The 19375-nt window shown below is 70.2% G+C and carries 17 protein-coding genes; 7 read left to right on the forward strand and 10 right to left on the reverse strand.

Annotation, left to right across the window (positions count from 1 at the left end):
* The first annotated feature begins 57 nt into the window (after positions 1-57).
* Positions 58-2130: an ATP-binding protein gene (locus FL344_RS21520; RefSeq protein WP_228565252.1), complete on the forward strand. Its 2073-nt coding sequence runs from the start codon at positions 58-60 to the stop codon at positions 2128-2130.
* A 2-nt stretch (positions 2131-2132) separates the two neighbouring features.
* Here FL344_RS21520 and FL344_RS21525 read toward each other — a convergent pair whose 3' ends face one another.
* Positions 2133-2915, reverse strand: a complete 783-nt coding sequence (locus FL344_RS21525; RefSeq protein ID WP_141619862.1) for a phytanoyl-CoA dioxygenase family protein — start codon at positions 2913-2915, stop codon at positions 2133-2135.
* An 87-nt stretch (positions 2916-3002) separates the two neighbouring features.
* Here FL344_RS21525 and FL344_RS21530 point away from each other — a divergent pair, with 87 nt between their 5' ends.
* The 4 genes from FL344_RS21530 (at position 3003) to FL344_RS21545 (ending at position 7456) form a co-directional block, all read left to right on the forward strand.
* On the forward strand, positions 3003-3971 hold the full coding sequence (locus FL344_RS21530) for an alpha/beta fold hydrolase (RefSeq protein WP_141619863.1): 969 nt from the start codon (positions 3003-3005) through the stop codon (positions 3969-3971).
* A 131-nt stretch (positions 3972-4102) separates the two neighbouring features.
* Positions 4103-5791 carry a lamin tail domain-containing protein gene (locus tag FL344_RS21535; RefSeq protein WP_141619864.1) on the forward strand — a complete coding sequence of 563 codons (1689 nt, stop codon included), beginning with the start codon at positions 4103-4105 and terminating at the stop codon, positions 5789-5791.
* Between the two features lie 81 nt (positions 5792-5872).
* A complete protein-coding gene (locus FL344_RS21540) occupies positions 5873-6655 on the forward strand; it encodes an exodeoxyribonuclease III (RefSeq protein ID WP_141619865.1) in 783 nt (260 codons plus the stop codon).
* An 18-nt stretch (positions 6656-6673) separates the two neighbouring features.
* Positions 6674-7456, forward strand: coding sequence for a 1-acyl-sn-glycerol-3-phosphate acyltransferase (locus tag FL344_RS21545; RefSeq protein WP_194858677.1), 783 nt, complete (start codon positions 6674-6676; stop codon positions 7454-7456).
* 1 nt (position 7457) lies between these two features.
* Here the strand turns inward: FL344_RS21545 and FL344_RS21550 are convergent, their stop codons facing one another.
* The gene (locus tag FL344_RS21550) at positions 7458-7982 is read right to left on the reverse strand and encodes a hypothetical protein (RefSeq protein ID WP_141594160.1); all 525 of its coding nucleotides are present in this window, start codon (positions 7980-7982) and stop codon (positions 7458-7460) included.
* An 84-nt stretch (positions 7983-8066) separates the two neighbouring features.
* Between FL344_RS21550 and FL344_RS21555 the strand changes: the two genes are divergently transcribed.
* Complete coding sequence (locus FL344_RS21555) at positions 8067-9188, forward strand: hypothetical protein (RefSeq protein WP_228565253.1); 1122 nt, start codon at positions 8067-8069, stop codon at positions 9186-9188.
* Between the two features lie 12 nt (positions 9189-9200).
* Here FL344_RS21555 and FL344_RS21560 read toward each other — a convergent pair whose 3' ends face one another.
* Positions 9201-9662 (reverse strand): universal stress protein, encoded by a 462-nt coding sequence (locus tag FL344_RS21560; RefSeq protein ID WP_090495356.1) that lies wholly within the window; start codon positions 9660-9662, stop codon positions 9201-9203.
* Positions 9663-9817: 155 nt separating this feature from the next.
* Between FL344_RS21560 and FL344_RS21565 the strand changes: the two genes are divergently transcribed.
* Positions 9818-10678 (forward strand): SDR family oxidoreductase, encoded by an 861-nt coding sequence (locus FL344_RS21565; RefSeq protein ID WP_141619866.1) that lies wholly within the window; start codon positions 9818-9820, stop codon positions 10676-10678.
* Positions 10679-10693: 15 nt separating this feature from the next.
* Here the strand turns inward: FL344_RS21565 and FL344_RS21570 are convergent, their stop codons facing one another.
* The 7 genes from FL344_RS21570 to truD form a co-directional block, all read right to left on the reverse strand.
* Entirely contained in the window at positions 10694-11488 is a 795-nt protein-coding gene (locus FL344_RS21570; protein ID WP_141619867.1) for a serine protease, read from the reverse strand.
* Positions 11489-11836: 348 nt separating this feature from the next.
* Complete coding sequence (locus tag FL344_RS21575) at positions 11837-13354, reverse strand: FAD-dependent oxidoreductase (protein WP_141619868.1); 1518 nt, start codon at positions 13352-13354, stop codon at positions 11837-11839.
* Entirely contained in the window at positions 13351-14697 is a 1347-nt protein-coding gene (locus FL344_RS21580; RefSeq protein WP_194863202.1) for a 2Fe-2S iron-sulfur cluster-binding protein, read from the reverse strand. Before FL344_RS21580 ends, FL344_RS21575 begins: the two co-directional genes overlap by 4 nt.
* A gap of 232 nt (positions 14698-14929) precedes the next feature.
* Positions 14930-16375: a hypothetical protein gene (locus FL344_RS21585; protein WP_194863203.1), complete on the reverse strand. Its 1446-nt coding sequence runs from the start codon at positions 16373-16375 to the stop codon at positions 14930-14932.
* Between the two features lie 7 nt (positions 16376-16382).
* Positions 16383-16886, reverse strand: coding sequence for a hypothetical protein (locus FL344_RS21590; protein WP_141594154.1), 504 nt, complete (start codon positions 16884-16886; stop codon positions 16383-16385).
* Complete coding sequence (locus FL344_RS21595) at positions 16883-17452, reverse strand: RNA polymerase sigma factor (protein WP_225909977.1); 570 nt, start codon at positions 17450-17452, stop codon at positions 16883-16885. The genes FL344_RS21590 and FL344_RS21595 overlap by 4 nt, the downstream gene beginning before the upstream one ends.
* Positions 17453-17563: 111 nt before the next feature.
* Positions 17564-19201, reverse strand: a complete 1638-nt coding sequence (truD, locus tag FL344_RS21600; RefSeq protein WP_141619871.1) for a tRNA pseudouridine(13) synthase TruD — start codon at positions 19199-19201, stop codon at positions 17564-17566.
* Positions 19202-19375: the final 174 nt, after the last annotated feature.

Here is a 19375-nt window from a genome sequence, read left to right on the forward strand (position 1 = left end):
ACAGAATCATAGTATTTTTCACCCCGTGTGTTTGGGGCCCCGGAGCAGAGCGACTGGATGAAGTTCCTGTGTCTCACCACCGATGACCGGCACCCCGTGGCGGAGGAGCTGCGGCGCCAGGGCCAGGCCGTGTTCATCACCGCCGACGTGGTGGAAGCCGGCGCGGCGCTGGGGCACGGGCCCGTGGACGTGCTGGTGGTGGACGCGGCGGACCTGGTGGAGGACGCGCGCTGGCTGGACGCGCTGCGGACGCGGGCCCGTCCCGAGGAGCCGCTGGTGCTGGGGTTGGCGCGGGACGACACCGACGCGGCGCTCGAGCCGCTGCTGGCCGCGGGCGTGGACGAGTTCCTGGTGGAGCCCTTCACCCCGGTGCAGGTGCGCTCACGGCGGTTGTTGCTGGAGCGGCGGGTGGCGGCGCGGCGCCAGCGGCGGACGTCCGAGGCGGAGGCGCGGGGCGAGGTGGCGCGGCTGGCCTCCATCATCCAGATGCAGTCGGACGTGGCGATGGCGGGCTACGGGCTCGACGAGCTGATGCGGCTGCTGTGCGAGCGTTCGCGGGTGCTGTGCGGCGCGGACGGCGCGGCGGTGGCGCTGCTGGGGGCGGACACCGACGAGGAGGTGACCTACCTGGTGGCCACCGGCAGCCTGGCGCCCTTCATCGGCTTCCGGCTGAAGGTGGAGGGCAGCCTCACGGGCGCCAGCCTGTTGCAGGGCGAGGTGATGCGCACGGATGACTCGGAGGCGGACGTCCGGGTCAACGTGACGGCGCTGCGCCACGTGGGCGCGCGGTCGATGATTTGCGTTCCGCTGTGGCGCGAGGGTCGCCCGGTGGGTGCGCTCAACGTCACCAGCCGACGGCCGAACACGTTCGAGGACCGGGACGTGCGCACGCTGGAGCTGATGGCGGGCCTGCTCGGCGCGGCCATGGGCAACGCGGCCGAGGCCCAGGCGCGCCAGGAGTTGATGGTGCAGAACACGCTGGCGATGGGCGCGCTGGAGGAGTCGCAGGAACTGTTCGCGTCCTTCATGGACAACATCCCCGCGATGGCCTTCATGAAGGACGAGCGGGGCCGCCGCATCTGGGTGAACGCGCGCTACAGCCGGTTCTTCGGCTACCCGGTGGGCGCGGACATGTCCAACGTGGCCGACGTGGAGTTGATGCCCGCGACCTCCGCCGAGCAGTCGCGCCGGGACGACGAGGCGGTGCTGACATCCGGCAAGCAGAGCATCACCGAGATGATGGTTCCCGCGCGCGACGGCACCGAGCGCCACTGGCTCACCTACCGCTTCATCGTGCGGGAGCGCTCCGGGCGGCGGCTGCTGGCGGGCGTGGCGGTGGACATCACCGACCGCAAGGCCATGCAGGCGCAGCTCGTGGTGTCGGACCGGCTGGCGGCGGTGGGTACGCTGGCGGCGGGCGTGGCGCACGAAATCAACAACCCGCTGGCCTTCGTCCTCTCCAACCTGTCGTTCCTCGCGGGCGAACTGCACGCCCTGGCGCCGGAGTTGCCGTCGGGCCGCATGGCGGAGCTGGAGGAGGTGCTGCGCGAGGCCACCGACGGCGCGCACCGCGTGCGGCAGATCGTTCGGGACTTGAGGACCTTCTCCCGGGGCGACGACGAGGTGGCCACCGCCGTCAACGTGCAGGCGGTGCTCGAGTCGGCCATCACCCTGGCGCGCAGCGAGCTGAAGCTGCGCGCGCAGCTGGTCCGCGACTACTGCGAGGTGCCGCTGGTGGAGGGCAACGAGGGCCGCTTCGGACAGGTGTTCCTCAACCTGCTCATCAACGCCGCGCAGGCCATTCCGATAGGCCAGTCGGAGCAGCATGAGGTCCGGCTGAGCCTGCGGAGCGCCGGGGACCGCGTCATCATCGAAGTGCGCGACACGGGCATGGGCATGCCGCCGGAGGTGCGCGCCCGCATCTTCGACCCCTTCTTCACCACCAAGCCGGTGGGCGAGGGCACGGGGCTGGGCCTGTCCATCTGCCACGGCATCGTCACCGGCTTCGGTGGAGACATCTCCGTGGAGAGCGAGGAGGGACGGGGCAGCACCTTCCGCGTCTCCCTGCCGGTGGCGCGGCGCGCGAAGGAGCCGGTGGATCCGCCGCTGCGCATGCCCCTGGTGGGCTGAGGTCAGCGGCGGAACATGGGCGGGAAGACGCGGGGGGCCTTCTTCTTGCGCAGGCAGCGCACGGCCGCGTCCATGTAGCAGGCGGAGAAGGCGCGGCGGCGCAGGCCGGGGCGCCCGCGCCCGGAGCGGTGCCAGAGGTGGTTGTGGACCAGGATGGCCTCGCCAGCGCGCGCCGGCAGGGACAGGACGCGGGATTCAGCGTCGGCCGCCGCCACCGCGTCCGGAGGAATCACCCCGCCCAGGGGCGTCACCAGGCCGCCGCGGTGGCTGCCCGGGACGACTTCCAGACAGCCGCCGTCCTCGGGGGCATCATCCAGCGCGGTCCAGATCTGCAGCTCCGGTTCATGGGTGAGCCCCCACAGCCGTCCGCCATCCTGGTGCCAGGGCAGGTTGCTGCCGCCGGCCTGCCCCTTGTGGAAGAGGATGGCGCGGTAGAGGACGATGTCGCCGGGGATGCGCGCCCGGGCGATGCGTTCGAACAGCGGGTTCTCCATCCACGCCAGGAAGCGCGGGTCCTTCTCCAGCTTCTCCAGCTTGCGGTAGTCCAGGGAGGGGCCCTGCCAGCCCAGTCCCAGGGGGGCGTCCTCGTAGCGGCCGGTGGTGGCGTCTGGCTGGAAGAAGAGGCCCGGGTGGACGACCCGGCCCAGCATCAGGTCGTCGGCTCGCTCGCGGAGCGCGTCCAGGCCCTCGTCACCCAGCACCCGGCCCAGCTTCGCGTAGCCGTGCTCGGCGTAGTGGGCCAGGGCAGGGCGGATATCGAACCGTTCCACGTCGACGCAAAGCATGGCGCCCCTCTCATACCCCGGGACGCGCCCGTCAGGGCAGGTTGATGCTTGCGCCCCCGGCCCGGGCGCCTCATCGTGGGAGGTGGCATGCCCTACCGTCGCACCACGCGCTTTGTGACTGCCCCGGATGGTACCCGGGTCGCCTGGCATACCCACTTCGGCAACCTCCGGGAGGCCACCGCCGACGCAGAGCTGGCGGCCCGCCCCACGGTGCTGCTGACGAATGGGATTGGCTCCTCGGAGAACTTCTGGCGTTACCTGGTGGGCAACTTGGAGCAGGACCACCGGGTGGTGCACTGGAACTACCGGGGCCACGGCAGCAGCGATGAATCCCTGGGGGACGGGTACCAGATTCGCGTGCACGTGGATGACCTGGAGCGCATCACCGAGGCGGTGATGGCCCGGGGGGATGGGCGGCCGCCGCACCATGTGGCGTTCTCCATGGGCGTGCGTGTCCTGCTGGACCTGTACCGGCGGCGGCCGGACCTGGTTCCTTCCATGACGCTCATCGCCGGGGCGCCGGGGGCGTTCGGCTCGGGGGTGGACTCGGCGGGGGCTCGCGCGTTCCTGTCCGCCACCCGGGGCATGCTCAAGCTGGCCACGCCCACGCTGCCGCTGGCGGCGCCCGTGGCGCACGCGGTGATGGCCAGCCGCTTCGCCTACCCCCTGGCGCGGATGGTGGGGGCGCTCCGGGCCCGGGCGCCTCGGGCGGACATCGACGAGTTCATGCTCGCCCTGCGCCGGATGAGCCCCAGGGCCTACTGGTACACCCTCCGGGGCATGGTGGAGGGCCATGCCTGGGACGTGGCCAGGACGGTGCAGGTGCCCACGCTCATCGTCGCCGCCAGCAACGATTTGCTCGTTCCGCTGGGGGAGATGGAACGAATGCGTGACGCAATGCCGCACGCACATTGGATGCGGGTGGATGACGCGGGGCACGCGGGCCTGCTGGAGGCCGGGTCGGAGATCGCCGAGGCCGTGCGTGTCTTCCTCGTGGACCACGGCTTGGAGCCGCCCCATGAGGTCGGGGAGCACGCTCCGGTGCCTCCCTCCTGAGAGGGGTGGCCGGGAGGATCAGAAGCCGGGCTTGAGTCCAGTGAAATCGGAAACTGCCGCCCGGATTGCGTCGTGGGTGACAGATATGGGATGCAGGGGGCTCTTCAAGTTTCAACGGAGACTCTTTACCCATGCCCTGGTCCTTCCGGCAGATGCTGGCGCCGCTGTCCGCACTGCTCCTTTTCATGTCCGCATGTGGCGACGACCCTGAAGTCAGGCCCGTTTGCGGAAATGGCATCGTCGAGGCTGGCGAGACGTGCGACGACGGCAACCGAAACAACAACGACAGCTGTGACAACAGCTGCCGTCGCACCACGCCGGATGCGGGCACCGAGGAGGATGCCGGCACCGAGGACGACGCTGGCACCGGTGAAGACGACGCTGGCACCGGTGAGGACGACGCCGGCACCGGTGAGGACGACGCCGGCACCGGTGAAGAGGACGCGGGCACCACCGAGGACGCGGGTACTGGTGAGGACGACGCTGGCACCACCGAGGATGGTGGTTCAGGTGAGCCGGACGCGGGTTCGGATGAAGACGGTGGTTCGGGTGAGCCGGATTCCGGCACCGACGCGGGCACGGGCGAGGACGACGCCGGCACCGACGCGGGCACGGTCCAGGTCTCGCTGGACAGCTTCGGTCCGACGGGCACCTTCGCGCGCACCGGCACCACGGGGGCGACGTTCCCCGAGGCGCTGACGGTGCGTCTGCGTGAGGACGCTCCGGCGGAGGTCTGGGTGGAGATTACTTCGTCCAGCGCCGTGCTGAACGTGCAGGGTGGTCTGGTGCGCATCGCCCCGGGTGAGCGCTCCGCCACGGTGCAGGTGACGGCGAACCTGGCCGCGGATCCGGAGACGGACAAGGCGACGCTGACGGCCACGCTGGGCAACGACACGCGTGCGGCCACGGTCCGGGTGCTGGCGGCGGATCAGGCCGCTGAGCTGGCCACGCTGTCGCCCGAGGTCATCGCGGTGAGCGCTGGCCAGACGCAGGGCTTCACGGTGGAGCTGGACGTTCCCCCGGCGCAGGACACGGTCATCCAGCTCGCGCTGGAGCCCGCGTCGCTCGGCACGGTGCCGGCGACGGTGCCGGTGCCGGCCAACAGCCTGTCCGCCAAGTTCGACTTCACCGCGGGCAGCACGGGCGGCGAGGGTCAGCTGGTGGCCGCGCTGAACGGTCAGTCCATTGCGGCGGCGGTGCAGGTGACCGCGGGCAGCAGCACGGGCCACGTCGTCATCAGCGAGTTCGCGCCCGCGGGCCCCGGTGGCGCCGGCGACGAGTTCATCGAGCTCTACAACCCGACGTCGAGCGCGGTGGACATCTCTGGCTGGAAGCTCCAGTACAAGTCCGCCACGAGCACCACCGGCTACAACAGCAGCTACACGCTGCCCGCCGGCTCGGTCATCGCGCCGCGCAGCTACTTCCTGGCGGTGTCGTCGGGCTACGCGAGCTCGTCGGGCAACACTGTGACGGGCAACGCGAACTGGGGTGGCACCATCGCGATGGGCGGCTCCGCGGGCCATGTGCGCCTGGGCTACCCGGAGATGGCGATGACCGACGCCATCACCTCGCCGCTGGTGGTGGACACGGTGGGCTACGGCAGCAACGCCAACCAGCCGGAGGGCACGCGCATCGCCACCGTGCCGCCCGTCGCGGGCAGCTACGAGCGCAAGGCCTCGGCCACCTCGACGGTGGAGTCCATGACCACCGGCGCGGACGCGCAGCTGGGCAACGGTCACGACTCGAACGACAACTCGGCGGACTTCATCCTCCGTCCGACGCGTCAGCCGCAGAACGCGTCGAGCGCGGCGGAGCCGTAGCAGATCTCCTGTTCGCCCCTACCGCCCGTGTGTGCGGTAGGGGCTGGTAATGCCGCACGGGGCGGGCCATAAGCCTTCCCCGTGCGAGTCGTTTCGTGGAACGTGAACGGACTTCGCTCGGTGCACCGCAAGGGCTTCCTGCCCTGGCTCGCGGGGTGCCGGGCGCAAGTCGTTGGTCTGCAGGAGGTCCGCGCGCGCGCCGACCAGCTTCCCGACGAGGTGCGCTCACCGCCCCGGTGGAAGACGCACTTCGTGGCGGCGGAGCGGCCGGGCTACAGCGGCGTCGGACTGTACAGCCGCCTGGAGCCCGATGAAGTCGTGACGGTGCTCGGCGTGGGGGAGCTGGACGTCGAAGGGCGCCTGCAGATTGCCCGCTTCGGCAAGCTCACCGTGGTGAACGGCTACTTTCCCAACGGCAACGGGAAGGACCGGGACCTGAGCCGCATTCCCTACAAGCTGACCTTCTACCGGCGCCTCTTCGAGCGGCTGGAGAAGCCCCTGCGCGATGGTGGCCGGGTGCTGGTGATGGGGGACTTCAACACAGCGCATCAAGACATCGACCTGGCGCGGCCCAAGGAGAACCGGGAGACGAGCGGCTTCCGGCCCGAGGAGCGCGAGGAGTTCGACCGGTGGATTCGTGCCGGCTGGGTGGACACCTTCCGCCACTTCAACAAGGGTGGGGGGAACTATTCGTGGTGGAGTCAGCGGGCCGGCGTTCGGGAGAAGAATATCGGCTGGAGAATCGACTATGTCCTGGCTTCACCAGCGGCCATGGCCTACGTGCGCAAGGCTGGCATCCACCCGGACGTGCTCGGATCAGACCACTGTCCGGTGAGCGTGGACCTGGACCCCGCGGTTCGCTGACGCTTGTTCGAGGCTCTCATGAACGCACTGCTCTCCATCTGGACGTGGATCGAGATTGGCCTGGTGGCGCTGGTTGGCTTCTTTGTGCAGCTGTCGCTGGCCATCCTGACCTGGGCCTTCGACCACAAGCGCCACGTGACGGGGCGCTGCTTCCGGCTCATCGGCGTCACCGCGGCGAAGCTGACGCCGTTCTGGCGTTTCGGCGTGCATGGCCCGGTGCCGGACAAGCTCGCGCCGAACACAGTGGTCGTGAGCAACCACGAGTCCAACGCGGACCCGTTCCTCATCTCGCACCTGCCGTGGGAGATGAAGTGGCTGGGCAAGGCCAGCCTCTTCAAGATTCCCGTGGTGGGCTGGAGCATGTGGATGGCGGGGGACGTCCCCGTGCACCGCGGTGACCGCGACTCGGCGACGGGCGCCATGGCGAAGTGCCGCCAGTGGCTGGCCAAGGGCATGCCGGTGATGATCTTCCCGGAAGGGACGCGCTCGAAGACGGATGACCTGCTGCCCTTCAAGGACGGCGCGTTCCGGCTGGCCATCGAGGCGCAGGCGGACGTGCTGCCCCTGGCGGTGAGCGGGACGCGGCGGGCGCTGCCGAAGCACTCCTGGCGCTTCGCCACCTCGCGCGGTCTGGTGACGGTGGGCACGCCCATCTCCACCAAAGGGATGACGCTGGCGGACGTGGAGACGCTGAAGAACCTGGCCCGCGAGCAGATCCTGTCGCTGCGGGCCTCGCTGATGCCGCTGACGCGCTCCGGCACCGAGCCGGCCGTGCCGCCGGGGCCGGCCAGCGCCGCGTGACTCAGACGTCCTTGTCGCTCTCGTCGACGATGTGGCAGCCAGTCTCCTCGTCGAGCGCGCCTTCAATGAAGCCGCGCACGATGTCCCGGCCGCCAATCTCGAAGGACAGGCTGACCTTGTCGCCCTTCACCGCCTCGTCCTGATCCACCTTCAGCTTTCCGCCCAGGGCGATGGCGTCCCCGTCGACAGCGGCGCCCTTGTGGACGCGGACCTCTCCGCCCAGGGACACCGCGCTGCCCGTCACCCGGGCACCGGATTCGACGATGACGCGGCCCCGGATGGCGACGACGTCCTCCACCACCGCGCCCTTGCGGATGATGACGTTGCCCTCCACGGCGACGCCGTCCTTCACCTTCTCACCAGCCTCGATGATCAGGTCCGTGCCCTGGACGGCGCGGCTTCCGTCCTTCGACTGCGTGGCGCACACCACCTTCCACTTCTGGGGCGGCTTCGCGTCGTCCTCGGCGAAGGCAGGGGTGGCGAGGGCGAGCCCGAGGGCCAGAGTGGCAATGGGGGACGAGCGCATGCGAGGCTCCTGTGAAAGCCGTGACACCGCTGGATACGCGCCCGCACGGAAGCGATTGCGTGCCCACGCCGTTACCTCCCCGGCGTGCGGCTTGCACAACCCAGTCTCCACCCCCCCACCCAGGAACACGTCCTGTCCGCCACGCCTCTTCGAAATGATGACGTCCGTGACCTGAGCATCTGGGGGTACGCCCTGGGCTACTTCGTGGCCTATGCCCCCTACAGCGCGCTGACGAAGGCGCTGTCCGGAGGCGCCTTGCCCGGCATGCGGGAGGGCATCTCCGGCTTCACGCTCCTGCCGGTGAGCACCACGGCCTCGCTGGTGGGAATGTTCGCCTTCCTCACGTGGATGCGCTGGTGGCGTTACGCGGGGCACCGCCAGGTGTGGGGCCTCCAGGTGCCGGCACCAGGGCGGTGGACGCTGCTGTCGGGGCTCTGCTCGGCGGCCATCATCGGCACCACGACGCTGGCGTACACCCTGCCGGGGGCGTCCATCGTCTTCATGATGCTGTTGATGCGCGGCGGCGTGCTCGTCCTGGCGCCGCTGGTGGACGTCCTCAGTGGACGGCGGGTGCGCTGGCCCTCATGGGTGGCCTTGGGCTTGAGCTTCTCGGCGGTGGCGGTGGCCGCGGGCTCGTCGGTAAGTCCCACGCTGACGCTCCTGGCCACGGTGGACGTGGGCGTGTACCTGGCGGCCTATTTCTTCCGGCTGCGCGCAATGAGCCAGTTGGCCAAGTCCGGCGAGCGTGAGGTCTCCATCCGCTACTTCGTGGAGGAGCAGATGGTGGCCACGCCAGTGCTGGTGGGCACCCTGGCGGTGCTGGCCCTCATCGGCGGTGATGGCGTGCTCGGTGACATCCGCGACGGCTTCACCGGGGCCCTGTCGCGAGGCCACCTGGCCTCCGAGATCGCCGTGGGACTGCTGTCGCAGGCCACCGGCATCTTCGGCGGCCTCATCCTCCTGGACGGGCGGGAGAATGCCTTCTGCGTGCCGGTGAATCGCGCTTCCAGCGTGCTCGCCGGAGTGGTCGCGACCGTGGTGATGTCCGTCACCCTGGGCCAGCCGGGCGCGGGGGCCTTGGAGTTGGTGGGCGCCGCGCTCGTTGTCGCCGCCATGGCGGTGCTGGCCGTGCCCACGGTGCTGGCCGCGCGGCGGAAGGCGGGGGAGCAGGCCGCTCCCCCGGTGGCGCCCGCGCCGGGGCCGTGAGGCGCGTCCGCGCTACTTCCGCTCGGACAGGTGGATGGTGAGCACCGGGCAGGACGCGCGGGCGACGACCTTCTGCGCCACGCTTCCCAGGAGCAGGCGGGGAAGGCCGCGCCGGCCGTGAGTGCCCATGACGATGAGGTCGCATTGGTCCTGCTCGGCGAGGTCGAGGATGGTGGACGCCGCCTCACCCACGACGATTTTCTGGCTCACCGGGACGCCCGGGGGCTCCCCCTGGTTCATCTGGGCCGTCAGCTCCTTCGTCGCCGCCTCCACGGCGACGTGCTCCAGGGATTGGGAGTTCCACCCCGGCGCGGCCACCAGCAGGTCGGGCGCCACGTATTGGGGTGGCTCCCAGGCGTGGACCACCTCGACCGATGCCTTGAAAGGCCGAGCGAGCTTCACCGCGTAGTCGATGACCTCCCGGGAGCCGTCCGACAGGTCCACGGGAACGAGGATTCGGGAAACAGTCGCCATGTCTTCTTTTCTGGGCATGGCACGCCCCAGATGGAAGAGCCGTGCCAGCGCCGCGCCGGTCGCCTGCTGTCCAGGCATGCAAACCCTGCGGCGGGAGCGGCAGACCGCGCAAGGCGTGCGCACGATGGGCACCTCAACGAACGGAGGATTTCGTCATGCGTCCTCTCCCCATCGACCAAGGAACCGTGCTGATCATCGGCGCGGCCCGGGGAATTGGCCGGGAGCTTGCCCGGCTGCTTGCGCGTCGCGTTCGGACCCTGGTGCTCGTGGACCATCAGGCCCAGCTCCTGGAGCCCCTGCGCGAGGAACTCCTGCTGAACTACCCGACGCTGGGCGTGCTCGTCGAATCCTGCGACGTGTGCGATCCCCAGCAGGTGGACGCGCTGCTCGCTTCACTGGAGTCGCAGTTCGTCCGCGTGGACGTGTTGGTGAACAACGCCGCGGAAGGCGACCAGGCGCTCTATGCCCAGGAGGGCTGGGGGCGTGTGGAAGCCATGTTGCGCGCCAACGTCTGGGTGCCCGCGCTGCTGACGCACCGGCTGCTCAAGCCCATGTTGGAGCGTGGACGGGGCGGCATCCTCAACATCGGCTCCGGCGCGGCGCAGCTCATCCTGCCGGGCTCGGCCACCTTCTCCGCCACCCAGCGCTTCCTGGACGGCTTCACGGAGGCGCTGCGCCTGGAGGTGGAGGGGCAGGGCGTCACGGTGACGCGCGTGGCTCCAGGGCCGCTGTGGGAAGCGGGGGTGGAGGGCGCGGAGTCGCTGGCGCCCTTCTTCCATCTGTCGCTGGAGCGCTGCGCCCGCGAGGCGCTCGCCGGCTTCGAGCGCGGCCAGGCCCTGGTGTACCCGGGCCTGGGGCACCGGTGGGTGATGCGGCTGCTGCCGCTGCTGCCACGCGGGCTCAAGCGGAGCCTGGGGCGGATGGCGCTGCGGGGCCTGCGGCGGGAGGAGCTGCTGCTCCCACCACGGCAGGCCCCCCAGACGCTGCCGCTGGCGGGCGAGCCCTCACCCGCGTGACGCGGGGGCTCGGCTCTAGAGGCCAATCTCGGCCAGGCGCGCCTTCACGCGCGTGGCCTTCACGCCGGTGTTGGCCGTGCCACGGCCCTGCGAGTTGCCGCCCAGGCCGATGTGGTGCAGGCCCACCACCTGGTGCGAAGACGAGGACAGCACGGGCGAGCCGGACGAGCCGCCCAGCGTGTCCGCGTCATAGGACAGGTCCGTGGTGCTGTAGTTGGCGTTGCGCACCACGCCCGGCGAGGACTTCTTCGTCGGCGTGCAGCCGCTCGTCGTGTAGTAGTCGCAGTTCTGGTGGACCACGTAGATGCTGGCGTTGGTGGCGGCGTTGGCGCTGGCCACCGTCAGCCAGCCGTACACGTCACCCGGGAGCTGGCCGTTGGTGGCCGTGCAGCGCAGCGCCGTCATGTCGTCGCCGGCCCAGGTGCGGATCATCGTGCCGCAGTTGTACCAGACGCGAGCGGTGGAGCTGACGCCGTCCTCATAGTTGAAGGACACGCGCGCACCGGAGGCCTCGGAGCTGCTGCCGATGCAGTGGTTGTTGGTGATGATCACATCCCGCGACACCAGCCACGCCGTGCAGCGCGAGCCCACCGCCGGAATGGACAGGTAGCCCACCGCGCGCGAGCGCGTGCGCTGCGTGCCGGTCAGCGTCGTGGCGCTCACCCAGTTCACCGTGCCCACGATGACGTTGGACTCCTGCGACTGCAGCGGCTCCTGTCCGTCCGCGTTGGGAACGTCGGGAGGTGCTTCGGTGCCGCAGGCAGACAGGGCTCCCACCAGGAACAGCGCACGAACGCTCTTCGGGAACATCGGAACACCTCCTCGCGCTGGATTGCGCGGCGAGGCGCCAAGGCATGCGCCGTGCCAGGTCTCCACTCCGAGCGTCTCTACTCGGAGCGGGCACCGCGCCGGCACACGCGACTGGTGCGTCCCTGTCCAGGTAACTCAGTTGTTGATGTAAAGGCGCTTCACAGCTCCGCTGACGGTCGCCAGTTGTTTTCGTGATTTGCGAGATTGTCCGGAGCTGGTGCGTTCCGGGTCAATTCGCTCCCCAGCCGTTGTCTCCAGCCAGGACAGGCTCCGGAAAAATACAAGGGCCGCGTCCGGACCCGGTGGAGACGGGGTCCAGGCGCGGCCGGGAACGGCGTGGCCAGGGGCTCAGCCGATGACCATGTCCTCGCGCTCCAGCGTCCCGGTGCCGAAGTCACGCGAATGGCCCGCCGCGTCAGAGTAGCGCCGGAGGTTGAAGCGGGTGAAGAGCTCGTCGGACTCGCCGGTGGCCATCCACTTCGCCATCCGCTCCGCGACGGCGGGGGCCATCATGAAGCCGTGGCCCACGAAGCCGGACATCTGGAGCAGGTTGTCCAGTCCCGGGGTGGGTCCCAGAATCGGGTTGTTGTCCGGCGTCACGTCGTAGCAGCCGGCCCACTGGCGCAGTACCTTCACGTGGCCCACCTCGGGCAACTGCTCCATCAGCGCCTGCGCGAAGCGCGACACGAAGCGCAGGGTGCTGCCCATGTTGAGGCCCGCGGGCTCCTTGGCGTCGCCCATGCCGCCCACGATTTCGCCGCGCATGGACTGGCTGAAGTACAGCCCGCTGTCGAGCACGGACACCAGCGGCCCCAGGAAGGGCTTCAGCGGCTCGGTGCTGAGGATTTCGTGGCGGTGCGGCTCGTTGGGCAGCTTCACGTCCGCCAGCTTCGCCACCTGCGGACTCCAGGCGCCGGCGGCCAGCACCACGGTGTCGCAGGCGATGTCCCCGCGCGTCGTCTTCACCTTGCGCACCTGGCCGCCGCTGGTCTCGAAGCCGGTGACGTCCGTGTACGTCTCCACGCGGACGCCGCGCTTCTGGCAGCCCTGCGCGTAGCCCCACAGGAAGGGCCAGGGGAAGATGACGCCGTCCTCGGGATTGTAGGACGCGATGAGGCAGTCCTTCATCGTGAGCCCGGGGACGATGCCGCGCGCCTCGTCGGGGGTGATGAGCCGGGTGGGGACGCCGAAGCGGTTGTGCAGCGAGACGTTGCGCTCCAGCCGCTGGGCCACCGGCTTCGTCTTCGCCAGGAAGATGTAGCCCCCCTGGCGCAGCCAGACGTTGATGCCCAGCTCGCGCGCGAAGCCCTTCATCAGCTCGATGGAGCGCTTGGCCAACTCCACCAGCGAGGGCGTGCCCCACTGCATGCGCACGCCGCCGCCGTTGCGGCCGGACGCGCCCGCGCACAGGTAGCCGCGCTCCAGCACCACCACGTCCGTCTCACCGGCGCGCGCCAAGTTGTACGCCAGCGCCAGGCCCATGATGCCGCCGCCGATGATGACCACCTTCGCCTTCGCGGGCACCGGGCCCTCCGGGCGCAGCGCGGCGGGGAAGGCGTCCACTTCCTGCGGCAGCCCGCCTACGGGCGGCTGGGACTCGTCCACGGGCGCGGAGGCCATCATCCGCAGCTCGGTGGGGTAGAGCGGCGGGCGCGGCGTGAAGGGCACCACGGCCGCGGGCTTGAGCGCCTTCTCCTTCTCCAGCAGCGCGGCCACCGCCGCCGTGCAGCTCTTGCCCTGGCAGATGCCGGTGCCGAAGCCGGTGTAGCGCTTCACCGACTCCACGTCGCAGAAGCCCCGGGACACCGCGTGACGGATGTCGTCGACGGTGACGTCCTCACAGGAGCAGATCATCGCCTTGCTCATGACAGCCCTCCCACCAGCGCCTGGGCCGCGCGCCGTCCGGCCGCCGCCGCGTCCTTCGCGGTGCCTCCGCCCGTGACGTCACCCGCGGCGTACACGTCCGGCGCCTGGGTGCGCCCGTCCGCGTCCGTCTCCACCACGAAGAGCCCGCGCTTCTCGTCGAACGGCACCTTCGCGCCGCCCTGCCGCGCCAGCTCGAAGCTGGGGCTGACGGGGACGGACACCAGCACCGCGTCACACGACACCTTCTCGCGTCCGCCGCCCTCGCGCGTGTAGCTGAAGGCGCTCACGCCGCGCAGGCCATGGGCCTTGGGCTCGCTGCCTCGCACCGCCGTGGCATGGGCGCCCGCCGGCGGCGTGTCCCGCAGGTCCACCACCGCCACCACCTTCGTGCCGCGCTCCTGGAGCAGGTTCGCCAGCGCGTGCAGCTCCGCGCCCCAGCCCACCAGGACTGCTGTCTCCGGCGCCACGTCGTAGCGGCGCAGCAGCAGGCTGGCCGCGCGGCCCGCGTAGACGCCGGGCAGATCATTGTTCTCGAAGGGGAGCGTGGGCGGATGGCCGCCGGGCGTGAGCAGGAAGCGCTCCGAGTACACCTTCAGCAGGCGTGGCGCGTCCGCCTCCCAGGTGCCCACCGCGAGGAAGCGCCCCGCCTCGTCGTCGTACAGGCCCAGCGCGGTGGCCCGCGTGAGCACGCTGCTGGGGGAGATGCGGTGGATGTCGTCCAGGCTGGGGCCGCCGGCTTCCGGCGCGCCATTCGCGAGCCGGCCACCGAGCGCGTCGTCCCGCTCGATGAGGAGGAAGCCCACGTCCCGCTCGGTCAACACGCGCGCCGCCGCCAGGCCCGCCGCGCCGCCGCCCACCACGGCCACGCGGGTGCGCACCGTGCGCGCGGGCGCCGTCTCGGGCGCGGGCGTCTTGGGCAGCAGGCCCAGCCCCGCGAGCTGCCGCGCCACCTTGGCCATCACCTGCTCGGCCACCGGGACGCCGGCGAACATCTCGTGGTGGTCCATGCCCTTGGGGAAGAACCAGTCGATGCTCTCGAAGATGTCCACCTTCGCGGAGGGGTAGGCGTTCTGCCGCTCCAGCTTCATGCCGTCTCGCGCGGGCGTGCGGCACGCGTAGACATTGGGCACGCCGTCCACCCGCATCAGGCAATGCGAGCAGGCCCCGGCGAAGCAGTAGGGGCCTCGCGGCCGGTGGTACTTGATGGAGCGGGCGAGCATGGGCTCACCCGCGGCAATCAGCGAGCACGCCACCGGCTCACCTTCGATGGCGGGGAGGCTCTCGCCCTCGAGGTCCACGGTGATGGCCCGGCCGCGCGGCGGTACGTCGGGAAGGCGTCGCATAGGGTGTGCCAAAATGGCCCACGCGGACCGGGCGGTCAAAGCCTCTGACGGCATGACGCGCCATGCCCAACATGCCTGGCTGATAGGCACGGTGATGGCGCGCCCGACCTTGGCTAAGGCGCACACCGTAAAACGAGAGGGGACCGTCTCGGGCCGTGTGGCACCCGGGACAGTCCCCTTGAAGACTTACGTCAGTGCGTGACGCGCCGGGCAAAGCACCCGGCAATCCCTGTCAGACCGGCTGCTCGCTCGAGGGGATGACGGGCTCGGGCATGCCCTGCGGCCGGTGACCGAAGCGGGTGCGGACCACCGCGCCCAGGGCCATCAGAGCGACCAGCGTGGTGATGAGGGGGCCGATGATGGGGAGCGAGCCCACCACCATCAGCACCAGCAGCCCCAGGGCCAGCACCACCGCCTGCGTCTTCCGGCCGCGGAAGATGGGCAACCGCGTGCCCAGCTCGCTCGCCACCGCCGCGTAGCCGAGCGCCGCCGCGACGGGGGCCGCCATCCACAGCACCAGCGCCACCGGGATGCCGATGATGGTGATGCACAGCACCACCGTGAGGGGAATCATCGCCAGCAGTCCCACGAAGCCGGTGAGCCCCGCCTGCACCGGCTTGCGGCGCACTTCCTCGCCCAACTGCTTCATGCGCGCAGGGAAGAACATCTGTCCCAGGAAGCCGAGCCCGAAGAGCATCGCGAAGGTGAGGATGAAGCCCGCCAGGCCCACGCCGTCATCGTCGCGGTCCCTCCGGCTCTCGGAAGAGTCCTTGGCTTCCTTCACGCCCTTCTTGATTTCACTGGCCACCATGCGGCCAATGCCCGCGCCGCCGAAGGACTCGATGCTGCCTTCGACCTGGGCGTCGTCGTCGCGCTCCACCGAGCCGCCAAAGGCAGACACGTCGCCCTCCACGTGTGCGTCCGGCCCCAGGATGACGTTGCCGCCGAAGGCATGCGCGTCCCCGTCCACGCGGCCGTGGACCTCCAGGTTGCCGCCGAAGGCGACCGCGTCATCCTTCACGTGGCCGTGGACCACCAGGTTGCCGCCGTACACCACGGCGCTCTCCACCGTCTGGCCGTCCTTCACCTCCAGGTTCTGTCCGCGCGCCACCACGTTGCGGCTGCCGTTGCGACGCATGTTGCGCCGCACCTCGTCGCGGGCCCGCTTCATCTCGTCCCGGGCGCGCTTCATCTCGTTCCGCGTCTCCTCGGAGAACGCGTTCGGGAGGTCGGGAATCGGAGGGATGGGAGGCATCGCCATCACCGGCGGATCGCTGGCCACGGGCGGCGCGTTCGGTGCGTCGTCGGCGTTGGCCTCGGACTCACCCGATTCGGCGGCGTGCTTCTCCTGCGCCGTCATGGGCCGCAGCGTGAAGATGGTGCCGTCCTGGTCCAGGCGCAGCGAGTACGCCCGGGCCACGGTGCGCAGGGCCTGGTTCGCCGTGACGCCGCGCAGGTGGACCTCGGCGGGCGAGTCCAGGTCGCCGGTGACGACCAGGTTGAGGCCCCCCTTGTCGGCGATCGTCTTGAGGGCGTCGCGCAGGGTGCCGCGGAAGCTGATGTCGATGGTGCTCGCGGCGGGTGCCGTCACGCCGGCCTGGGGCGCCGTGTCCTGGGCAAGCGCCAGGGGGGCGCCGAGCAGCAGAGCGGGGAAGAGGATTCGAGGAAGGAGCTTCATGGTTCGCTCACGCTTCGGAAGGAGTGGGCCCGGTGCCGACAAGCCGCTTGAGACCGTACAGCGACGTCAGCAGGAGGAAGGCGAGAGAGCAGGCCACCGTCAGGCCCGCGGTGGACCACAGCGCGTGGGCGCCACTGAGGACGCCTTCAACGAAGGGGCGCCCCTGCACCAGGACGGAGGCCAGCCCGGTTCCCAGCCGGCCGAGCGCCTGGTCGCTCATCACCAGGTAGCCCAGCCCGCCCAGCATCGACGTCAGCAGGATGGCCAGCCCGGACCAGACCTCGCGGCGCCGGGGCACGGGTTCAGCGGACACGCGCGCCATGACGTTGGCGACCAGGGTGGGCGGGGGGAGGGGATCCGCCAGCCGGTACAGGTCCTGCTCCATCAGCCGATGATCTTCCAGGACGGCGGCGCAGGCGGCGCACTCGGCGGCGTGGTCCAGCGCGGGGCCTTCACCGGCTTCCAGCTCCGTGAAGAGGACTTCGAGGTCCGGGCACAGGTGGGGATTCATCGTGGAGCCTCCTCGGCCGTCATCTTCTTGCGCAGCTTCTCACGGGCCCGGAAGAGCCGGGCCATGATGGTGCCAGGCGCACAGCCCATGATCTGGGCGATCTCCTTCGTCGTGCGCTTCTGGACGTAATAGAGGGCGAGCACCTCCCGGTCCTCGACGGACAGGGTGGCCATGGCCTCCTCCAGCGACTGCCGCTCCTCGCGGGCGATGGCGCCTTCCTCCTGCGACGCCTCGCCGCTGGGGAGCACCTCCTTCATGGGCTCCAGCTCCTCCGTGCGCACCTTGGTGCGGCGGCGGAGCAGGTCCAGGCAGAGGTTGCGGGTGATGGCGAGCACCCACAGGTCGAACGGGCGCGCGTCGTCGTAGCGGTGGAGGTTCTGGTAGGCGCGAAGCAGCGCTTCCTGCGCCACCTCCGCGGCCTCGGCCTCGCTCTGGAGCAGCCGCAGCGCCAGGCCGTAGACCGGGCGCTGCACGCTGCGAACCAAGGCCTCGAAAGCGGACGGGTCACCCCGGCGGGCGGCCTGTACGTCCGCTTTCCAGGGAAGCGGAGGGGCTTCCTCAGCCATCAGCATCCCGATGGCATGGGCGAGCGTCCCGGGAGCGTCGTCGAGGGCAAGAGCGTTCACACCTGGGTCTACGGCGCGCCCGTCCGCCCATTGCATCCGGGAGATACATCTCTATTTCTTCCGTGATTTCGCGGGCTTGGCCTTGGCTGCACGTTTGGCTTCGGTCTCCGCGCGCGCGGCCGAGCGGGCATCCTTGCGCTGGCGCTGCCGCTCACGGAAGCCCAGCGGCGCGGCGGGCTCCGCGACCTTGGCGGGCGCGGGGACCTTGGACGCCAGGGTGCGGGCGCGGCCCGAGGCGGGCTCCAGGAGCTCCACCTCACGCGGACCGCTGCGGCGGCGGCCCGGAGCGCCAGCGCCCCGGGCATCGCGGTTGCCGGCGGGTGCGCGCGTGTCGCGGTCTCCGGACGAACGGCGGCGGGTCTCCGAGCCCGGAGCGCCCCGGCTCGAGGCGCGCGCGCCGTCCGCGTCCCGGCGGGGCGGGCCCCGGCGGCTGGAGGGCTCGTGCGCGGCGGCGGCGGCTTCGGCCTCCGCCAGCTTCGGCCGCTGCGAGGCGCGGATGGTCTCCGCGCTGTCCTCGGCGTACTCGAAGTGGAACAGCCGCTTGATGACCAGGGTGGCGTAGGCGCCAGGCGGCAGGGTGAAGGCGATGTTGACCTTGATGTCGTCGCGGTTGAGCTCGTCCGCCTGCGTGCGGCCCACGACGAGCTTGTGCGGGAACGACAGCAGGGGCCGCTCCTCGTGCTTGAAGTAGAGCCTGCGCTCGGCGCCGGGGACTTGCAGGTCCGACAGCTGGAGCTTCTCGCGGCCCAGCACCCAGCGCACGGCCTCCTCCACCTTCGGGTCGCTGAACGTCGAGTTCGGCGCGAGCAGGGGGAAGGAGGCGTCGCGCAGCGTGCGGAGCACCTCCGGGCTGGCGTCGCGGTGGAACAGCAGCGTGCCGGCCTGGTAGCGCATGGGGAAGAGGTGCTCGCGCGGCAGCATGAGCTGGAGGTAGCGCCGCACGCCCTCGTTCCAGAGGAAGCTCTGGTAGGTGAAGATCAGCATCGCGCGGTAGTCCGCGTCGATCTGCATGAAGGCGCGCAGGTAGTCACCCGGCTGATCGCGCAGGGACTTCAGGACGCGGTGGTACTTGCGCGTGCCCTCGTAGGGGACGCGGGCGTCCCAGCGGCCCCAGTTCTCCTTCCAGAAGGCCTTGATCTTGGCGTCCTCCGTCCGGTCCAGCTCGGACGGCTTGGCCATGTAGTTGTGCAGCGCGGCCTCGAAGTCGCCCCGGATGAGGTCCTTGGCGATGAAGCCCTGGCCGTGCTTCAGCGAGCCGAAGCGCTGGCTGTCGAAGTAGTTGATGACGCCCAGGCGGTTGACCTCGGCGGCGGCCACGTTGAGGGGCCCCAGCGACTCCGGCTGGAGCGCGCGCACCGTGACGGAGAAGCGGTTGGAGGTGATGTTGGCGGCGGACAGCGGCTTGTCCGTGCGGCCCAGGTACTTCAGCCGCAGGTCAGGCTCCTGCATGTCCACGTCGGCGCCGTCCACCGCGATGATCTGCTCGGTCCGGCCCTGCTTGTCCTTGAGGCCGCAGTAGCTGATGGCGCCGGGCTTGAGCCCGAACGCATCCCGCAGCCGGGTCACGGCGTCGAAGGTGGACAGCTTCTGCTTGTCCATCAGGTAGACGCGGTGACGTCCCGAGTCGACTTCGTCGAAACGGTATGACTCCTTGACGGAGAAGTCCTCGGGCTTTTGTTTGATTCGCACGGCGCCCCCTTACCAGCGCGGCGCCCCGGAATGAAGCATCTGCGCCAGAAAGGGGATAACGTGACTTTTCATGCGAATTCTTCCCCTGTTGCTCCTGGCCCTGACTCCGGGGTGTGCCTCCACGCTGTCCACACAGCAGACGGCCCGGACGCTGGCGCCGGGGCAGGTCCAGGT

Source organism: Myxococcus sp. AB036A (assembly GCF_006547355.1).
GTDB classification, from domain to species: domain Bacteria; phylum Myxococcota; class Myxococcia; order Myxococcales; family Myxococcaceae; genus Myxococcus; species Myxococcus virescens.